Origin of the sequence: Colwellia sp. MB3u-55, from assembly GCF_014076785.1 — a bacterium.
GTDB lineage: Bacteria > Pseudomonadota > Gammaproteobacteria > Enterobacterales > Alteromonadaceae > Colwellia_A.
The window spans coordinates 1-7,847 of sequence record NZ_JACGUS010000053.1 but is presented as its reverse complement, the minus strand read 5'-3'; the positions used below and the strand labels follow the sequence as shown (position 1 = coordinate 7,847).

The 7,847-nt window shown below is 34.1% G+C and carries 12 protein-coding genes; 1 reads left to right on the top strand and 11 read right to left on the bottom strand.

Annotated elements, in window-relative coordinates; translation table 11 throughout:
• Positions 1-786 precede the first annotated feature (786 nt).
• Positions 787-1,179: a biopolymer transporter ExbD gene (locus tag H4J66_RS01310; protein WP_182169549.1), complete on the top strand. Its 393-nt coding sequence runs from the start codon at positions 787-789 to the stop codon at positions 1,177-1,179.
• 355 nt (positions 1,180-1,534) lie between these two features.
• On the opposite strand, the gene H4J66_RS01305 is transcribed toward H4J66_RS01310, so the two are convergent.
• From H4J66_RS01305 to H4J66_RS01260, 11 genes are all read right to left on the bottom strand, one after another.
• Positions 1,535-2,179: an NAD(P)H-binding protein gene (locus tag H4J66_RS01305; protein ID WP_182169547.1), complete on the bottom strand. Its 645-nt coding sequence runs from the start codon at positions 2,177-2,179 to the stop codon at positions 1,535-1,537.
• A 331-nt stretch (positions 2,180-2,510) separates the two neighbouring features.
• Entirely contained in the window at positions 2,511-2,804 is a 294-nt protein-coding gene (locus H4J66_RS01300; protein ID WP_070375257.1) for a hypothetical protein, read from the bottom strand.
• Positions 2,805-2,896: 92 nt separating this feature from the next.
• Positions 2,897-3,130, bottom strand: a complete 234-nt coding sequence (locus H4J66_RS01295) for a hypothetical protein (protein WP_182169544.1) — start codon at positions 3,128-3,130, stop codon at positions 2,897-2,899.
• A 116-nt stretch (positions 3,131-3,246) separates the two neighbouring features.
• Entirely contained in the window at positions 3,247-3,825 is a 579-nt protein-coding gene (locus H4J66_RS01290) for a hypothetical protein (RefSeq protein WP_182169541.1), read from the bottom strand.
• Positions 3,826-3,942: 117 nt separating this feature from the next.
• Positions 3,943-4,101, bottom strand: coding sequence for a hypothetical protein (locus H4J66_RS01285; protein ID WP_182169539.1), 159 nt, complete (start codon positions 4,099-4,101; stop codon positions 3,943-3,945).
• A 45-nt stretch (positions 4,102-4,146) separates the two neighbouring features.
• Positions 4,147-4,404 carry a DUF2846 domain-containing protein gene (locus H4J66_RS01280; RefSeq protein ID WP_182169536.1) on the bottom strand — a complete coding sequence of 86 codons (258 nt, stop codon included), beginning with the start codon at positions 4,402-4,404 and terminating at the stop codon, positions 4,147-4,149.
• A 126-nt stretch (positions 4,405-4,530) separates the two neighbouring features.
• Positions 4,531-4,866 carry a DUF6265 family protein gene (locus H4J66_RS20075; RefSeq protein WP_310650610.1) on the bottom strand — a complete coding sequence of 112 codons (336 nt, stop codon included), beginning with the start codon at positions 4,864-4,866 and terminating at the stop codon, positions 4,531-4,533.
• Positions 4,867-4,906: 40 nt separating this feature from the next.
• The gene (locus H4J66_RS20070; protein WP_259368690.1) at positions 4,907-5,041 is read right to left on the bottom strand and encodes a hypothetical protein; all 135 of its coding nucleotides are present in this window, start codon (positions 5,039-5,041) and stop codon (positions 4,907-4,909) included.
• Between the two features lie 434 nt (positions 5,042-5,475).
• Positions 5,476-5,781 (bottom strand): hypothetical protein, encoded by a 306-nt coding sequence (locus tag H4J66_RS01270; RefSeq protein ID WP_182169533.1) that lies wholly within the window; start codon positions 5,779-5,781, stop codon positions 5,476-5,478.
• Between the two features lie 524 nt (positions 5,782-6,305).
• Complete coding sequence (locus H4J66_RS20585; RefSeq protein ID WP_310650609.1) at positions 6,306-6,395, bottom strand: DUF1697 domain-containing protein; 90 nt, start codon at positions 6,393-6,395, stop codon at positions 6,306-6,308.
• Between the two features lie 183 nt (positions 6,396-6,578).
• On the bottom strand, positions 6,579-6,737 hold the full coding sequence (locus tag H4J66_RS01260; protein ID WP_182169530.1) for a hypothetical protein: 159 nt from the start codon (positions 6,735-6,737) through the stop codon (positions 6,579-6,581).
• Positions 6,738-7,847 lie beyond the last annotated feature (1,110 nt).

Genomic DNA, 7,847 nt, shown 5'->3' with positions numbered 1-7,847 from the left:
CATTATTAAACTGTTTTACGTCTTTCCTTGCTTCTCGTTAGAGAATTAAGAACCGACTATGTAAAATCAATGTAATGTGAGTGTCCACACAAATTGCATGATAACTAATTGTTAAAGAAAAACTCATTTACTTAATGTAAAGAGTTAGATATAAAACCCATTCGTTTATACCTTTGGAGCGTTGCTCCGTTGCTGCAGGCCTTGCCTGAAGCGAGATGCGTATTCTACGCACTCTAGTTTCGATGTCAACGTTTTATTTAATTTAATTTGAAGTTTCTTTTCGAAGATTCAAACTTAACTTTTAAAACGTTAAGTTAACTACTTTACCCTAAAGTGATGTAGATAACTTATCAAAACAGCTCTTTCATGGTTCGTTTTGACTGAACCCCTTGGAACTGGAGCGCATTCTAGACATTTTCTAAAAACTATCAAGCACTATTTTCATCTTTTTGTTTGTTCGAATGAAAAACAAGCAGACAGGATGATATTAAAACATATATCTACTAATAACTCCCCTACAGCTATTTATACGCACTATAAATCTGGCCCAATTTTTATTTTAATTCATCATGCTGAATATCAAATAGTATTCTTCAGCGTAAAAATATCAATATGTTGTGCTGCATATTTAGTTAATTTACTCATCTCACTTATTAATTAGTCGTTTTGATTTTACTTATTTACGAATAAATTCGTATCTATATTGTTTTATCCATAATTTGAACTAATGTAAAAGATATACGAAATAACTCGTAGAGTGTAACTAACAAATATTGAGGTGCCAGGATGAGAAGAAATAGACTTTATGAAGACCAAAAAGCTGAAGCAGATATGACGCCTATGCTTGATATTGTTTTTATCCTTTTAATATTCTTTATTGTGACCACCTCATTCATTAAAGAACAAGGTTTCTTAGTGAATAAACCCGATGGCGGCATTCCTAATCAGAATAATAATCCTATGTTACTTATAAGAGTAAATGAAAATGGTCTTGTTTCCTTAAATGGTAGAATCACAGATATTGAAAGACTACCAGCAAATATAGAAAACTATCTGGCTACTAATCCAGTAACTGCTGCTGTTGTGATCCCTCACGCAAATACAAATTATGATAGTGTAGTTAAGGTTATCGATCACATAACTATGGTTGGTGGGCTTAAGGTATCTATAGGCAAATAGTCTATATATAAGGGTTAGTCTTTTGATGGGCTAACCATTAAAGCTCAGGTTCCTGTTATATATGTGCTTCGATATATTAAGCTCAATCATATTAGTTTGTATAACCTGCTAATCACTATAATGACATTTGATTCTGTTAATGCTGACAGTAATAATCAAGTACTTTGCATTTAGCTTGTGTTCTTAGCTTTTACAGAGAAAAAGCATACTATCAACGATTGCAGATACTCTCTTATTACAAGAGACGATTAACTCATTACCCCAGGCGCTTAACCTACTCCCTACTTAATATTGTTAATAAGTAAAAAATTATTAATCTGTTAGTAAGAGTACCTATGCATAGTGCTGTTGATCACTAAATAAAAACTTCATCAAGACAAAAAATCTCTATTGACGGACCAAGCTCTTGGCTAGACAAAACCATTCTTGCTGCTACTTGCTCACCCGTTATCGGGCGGAAGCGTCGTAGCAAGGGTATAATGCATAAAATAGGCATGAACCAACTAGCCATTTTTTCACCTAAACGAAATTCTGTTCGTTGACCAAGTAGTAATGATGGTTGAATAATACTAATACGTTTAAAGGGTAAATGCTTTATTCTCTGCTCCAAAATACCTTTCATTTTTAGATACGGATTATTACTTTGATCATTAGCCCCTGCAGAAGAAACAAGTAGGTAGTGATTAACACCGTTGTTTACTGCTAATTGTGCTGCTTCAAACTGGTAATCAAGATCTACTCTACCTTGTTCTACGATTGAACCCGCTTGCTTAACTGTTGTACCAAGACATGAGAATAAAAAGTCCGCATCAAATAGTGTGATGTAATTATTGAGGTGATCAAAATCCACGACTTGATTACAAACTTTTGTCGATGCATGTGGGGAAGGCCTTCGAGTTAGTGTAATAATTTCACTAATATGGTCGCAGCTAACAAGTTGATCAACTATCGCCCGACCGACTAACCCGGTAGCACCTATAACTATAGCTTTCTTTGCCATTATACTCTCTCTAGTGTTATCACGGAAAATTGTTAATTTTTTACTGTGTTGAAAATAAATTGGGCTGAATTAATGCAGGGATAGGGTAACACCTCATTAAGAGGATAATCATGTTAACTGAAATTTATGAAAACCCCATAATAGATAACCATTTATCGTCGGCCTATATTGGCTTAAAGCTTTGTTATTAAAAAAGTATCTCTGAAGTTCTTTTTATATAGGTAGATAAAAGTAGTCCAACAGAATAGTTACATCGATTATGCCACCCAATTACATTTGAACGTCCGTTAGCCAATTTTATTTTGTCCCTGTTTAAATTCTGGTGATGTTTTTATACCGACGATCTCACTATTTTTAGAAAATAACCAACCATTAAAGAGACTAACAAACCAAAAAATGAAACAAGTGCAGATACGAGTAAAACTGCTACACCAATATTAGCCGTTTCGGCTGTATTTTCGTCTAAGCCTAGGTAATTAGACTGAAAAACAAAAATAAATAATAGTGATACAACAACAATGGCCAGAGTTGAATACATTGATGCTTGCCAAAATGAGTTAGGAAGTTTCCAATGAACGCCACCCGCAATTAATATAGATAATCCAGCTAGTAAATATGGGACCAATGCTCAAACCTCTCAAAAAATATAGTTGGCTAAAATGGAAAACGGAGTGAAAACAGCCAACTGTATTTTTCCGTTTGAGTTACTGTCAGGGCTTATTGCTTATGAAGAGTAAATGATGTTCTTTTTGATGTTAATCGCTTTGCTGATAATATTTTATAATAACCAAGTGATATACCTGATTTTACAAATGCATAGCTTAACGTATTCCCTTTATATGGGAAAACGTCACTAATCTGATCTTGTTGCAACTCCATATTTATTAATTCGTCATAAGAATTAAATGAAGAAGTTAAAACTTCTAAACCATCAACTTGAATGATATCCATAAATTGTGATCTTATACCCTAACGCCCTATTAAGAGACAAATGAATGTTAGCTAAAATAAACAAGGAAGGAGTATATAGCCAACTGTTATTTTTCCTGCTTGAATGGCTTATGCTACTAAAACTCGGTGAACTGAATATTATTAAAAAACGCATCACTTTCGTTTTGTAATGTTGAATATCTAGTATCTACAAAGTAACGACTAGAGTACTCAATATTTACACCTACTGTATTTTTTTTAGGATGTTGGCAATTATAGCCAATACTTTCAAATAACATTGAGGCTTTGCCTCCTTGAATTTTAGCATTAGTATCTTGAGATATTGAATGGTATTTAACACAAACAGCACCATTAAGTGATGAAAGGTTTTCGGTGTTTTGTTTGTTTTCAAATCGCCCCGTATTTGGGGCAGATGCTCTCGAACTAACAATATATTCTAGAAACTTTTTATCTGAATCTAAACTTGGCAATTGAAATATAGAAACATTTACAACTTGCGATTCATTTTTATTAACGCCTGTACTCCCAAGAGATGATTGATAGCCTGAAGCAGTAATAACCATCCAATCTCCATTTTGTGGAGAGAGTGTCGTTACACCATAAATGTTAATAGGGCTATTTGAATTTACAATGGGTGCGACAGTCGCACACGAAGCAAGAAATAAACTTGATAATAATACTATAATTTTAAACACTAACTTTCCTTAGTAGCATAGCGCCACGTTAAGAGGCTTTTAATTGTTGGCTAAAATATCAAACGGAGCGGAACCTAGCGACGGTTAAAAGTTCTGCTTTAATGGCTTATTATGAGGCTACATACTCGAATTAAGTACTTTTAAATCGTTTGCAGCTTGTTCTTTATTAACTTCAATTAATCCCGCAGCCCCCGAAAATGAGATCACTGTCCCCATTGATGTTGCATCTTGAAATTCTATATCGAACCTTAAGTAGTATGTCTTACCTTTTTCCATATCAATATTTCCAATTACATCTCCAAAAATCCAATTATCTAGAAATTAAGTTGAACCTATTTTTATCTCATGTGCCCCCGGCTCTAGGTGAGTTAAGACATAACCAGAGTTTTTTAAAGAAAAATTTTCTTTACCATCGATAAAAATGGTTGGCCAAGTTCCTCCTTGAAAGAATTTAGATGGCCTATAAATATATAAAGAACTCTTATTTACAGCTGTATTTTCAAAACCTTTAAACCGATCTCCAGAAGCAGAACATCCACTAAAAAGTAGTGTGCATATAATCAGAAATAATACTCTCAATTTTAAAAACCTCATAACGCCTCATTAAGAGACAAATAATTGTTGGCTAAAATAGCGACGCAGGAGCAAAAGCCAACTGATATTTGTCCTGCTTGAATGGCTTTTATGTAGTTACAAACCGAAGTCTCAATTAATTCTTGTATAAGAAAACTTTTCTTCAGTTGTACTTCCATTGTCTTCAATAGCAACATATATATTAATTTCGTTGTCGCTAACCTTCTCAATAGTCATGCCGGTGAAGTAAACTTTATTTTCCATAACTTTGACCAATACAAAATCAATAGTTTTATCTTTCTTCTCCCATCCTTTTAAGTCTCTATGAAAATACTTTAATCTAAAGACAAGTGTTCCATTTTCTTCAGATATTGTTTCAATTTCATAGAATTGCACTTCGTTTTCAACAACAAGCTTGAATGGCCCCATCATGCTCCCGCCAACAGCAGACGACCATACTTTTTCAATGAGACCACCAAATGCTTCCCCTCTCCAATGACCTGAAAGGTCATTTCACTACACTTAAATCAGCAGCAGGTGACTGCTGTTCACCTTCTAAAAATAATATATTAGGGAATTTATCATTTGCTAAAACATCAAAACAAAATAACATAAGGAAATAAAGTGCACTTTTTTTAATCATTTTTTTGCTCCATGACAAGTTGGAATAATCTGACCACATAACGCCCCATTAAGAAGCTTTTAATTGTTAGCTAAAATAAACAACGAAGGAGTATTTTATAGCTAACTGTTACTTTTCTGCTTGAATGACTTGTTATAAATCGTTAATCACTACACTCGACTTTGGCATAATCACCGCCACCAACTATACTATCAGGTATAGTAAACCCTATATTTTCAGCAGTTTGCGAATGGTTTTCGTGAATAGTAAACACATGTAACTTTCCTGTTTCCCCTCCACAGACTGAGGGGTAATCAACCAGTATTAAATTACCACAACTATCAGCTTTAACTTCAATACCGGCTTCTTGCAGATAACTCTTAGTTAATGATATTGATAAACCATTATCCTGACACTATAACTGCCCTGTACTTATATATACTTCAATATTATTGTCAAAGTCCGATTGGTTGCACCTGAAAAGAGATACCAGTATTGGTAGCATTAGATAAATAAATTTCTACGTCACTTTTTTTTCTAATAACACCAACCAACTCTCGTTTTGTAAAAAAACCAAGAGTTTCTTGATATGCTTTGCACTTTTTTTCAAGTTCATCTTTAGTGACGATACTTTTCATATTGTCACTAAAGTCTCGCACATGCTTTTCATGGTCAATTTCAGTGGAAGCATCCATAAAGTTATCCATTATAGGATTAACTATTTCCAATATTTCGTCATTTGAAAGCTTCAACCAATTCATGAATACTCCTAGATAGCTAACGCCCACTTAGGCGAAAAATATAGTTGGCTAAAATGTTGAACGGAATGAATACAGCCAACTTTATATTTTCGTTTGAAGTTCCTGTTATGCATTTTTTAGCATAGTGCTAATTTTATTAATAGTATTTAGATTTCTACCTGTCGCACTTTGACCTAAACAAGACTCAACATTTGCTACTAGTTTTGAACGACCTATGCCTTAAGGTGCATATAAATAAAGGACATTACCTTTAACTGTATACTCTTCAGAACTTGATATATATTTATTTAACTTATCTTGAACTAGGTTGATATGATTTTTACAAAAGTAAAAGTGTACAAATTTACCTTCAAATTATTTGTATGGATTATTTAAAGCTGATGTTGAGAACACAGACTCTTCTAAAGAGAAAATCACAGGAGCAAAGCCAAAGTTTTTGGAAATAATACATTGCACTTGCTCTGTTGGATTTTTAAAACGATATTGCCACTTTGAATATATGATGAAACACTTTCATAGCCACTTTATTCCAAAAGCGGGACAAGCTCTTTCATCTGCAGTATGTTATTGCCCCCAACATTGATCCCCCTGAATAATATGATGAATGTTTGCACTAAATTCCCTTAAATATCTAACCGCTTACTAAGCGGAGCGAAATTGTTGGCTAAAATAACGAACGGAGTGATACACCCAACTGCCTTTTATCCGTTTAAATACCTTATTAGTAACAACGCAATCAAAACAAGCCATCTTAACTAAATGATAATTATGTATAACTTAAACCATTCAATAATTTATTATCGTGTCAATACATGCCAAATCACATAAGCCCAAGACAAAAAACCGTGTAGAATTGCCCATAAGATTGACTTATTTACGCTCCATGAAATAGCAATTGAAAGGGCTGTTCCAAATGTAATTCCATACTTTACTATTTCTTTGCCTGAATTATCCATTAATGGCATTCCTAGTTTGGTTATTTTTATTGAGTATTATCAATTATAAGCATAATACACTGGTGCAGTGATATGTCAGGAAGCTGATACTCGCCGATAAGCGGTTTAGTGCAACAGCTTATTATGGAGACTTCTCACTAATGTACATCGATAAATTTATTTAATTATGCATTAATATCACATATTCTTAACAATTTAGGAACGGTAAACTTTGAAATTTCATCACTATTTGGATATTACTGGGACTTATCACTAATAAGACAAGGCTAGGTCATCAGAAAATATACTACAAATATTGTAAGTTCAACAATACACGCCAAGTGATCGCTACTTCTTATATTATTGAGATAGCGATCGTCTTACCACCACCTTAAATCAATGAATGATTATGTTGTCATTTACAGTGGTGCATCAGGATGTAATTCGCTTACTAAGCAGACCAAATTATCAAGGGTTATTCAGCTAAGTTTTTAAACGCCAGAAAGCAAAAAATCCGTTACGTTGGTAACGGGTTTCTGACGTGTAGGGATATACTAATGTCACGTTGCCAAGGATGGCAAAGAGCGACCTAATTAGAAGCGGAGAATGTCTACTCTCATATGGGCCTGTCGAACATAAGTCACACTACTTTTGTTATTAATGCATCCTAGCTATGGGTTTTGTTTTTTTAAACGCCAGAAAGCAAAAAACCCGTTACGTTAGTAACGGGTTTTTACGTCTAGGAATATACTAATGTCGTGTTGCCAATGATGGCAAAGAACGACCTAAATAGAAGCGGAGAATATCCGACTATCATATGGGCATGTCGAACATAAGTCACACTACCGTTTATGCTACTACTCTACAGGTATAAATGCTGTATTTTTCAAACGACAGAAAGCAAAAAACCCAACTCTTTCGAATCGGGTTTCTCTAAATAGAAGCGGAGAATGTCCTATTCTTACATGGGCATGTCGAACATAAGTCACACTACTGTTTGCGCTAATGCTCTACGGTATAAATACTGTATTTTTAAACGTCAGAAAGCAAAAAACCCGTAACATCAGCTACGGGTTTTTCTAAATAGAAGCCTAGCAATGTCCTACTCTCACATGGGAACTCCCACACTAC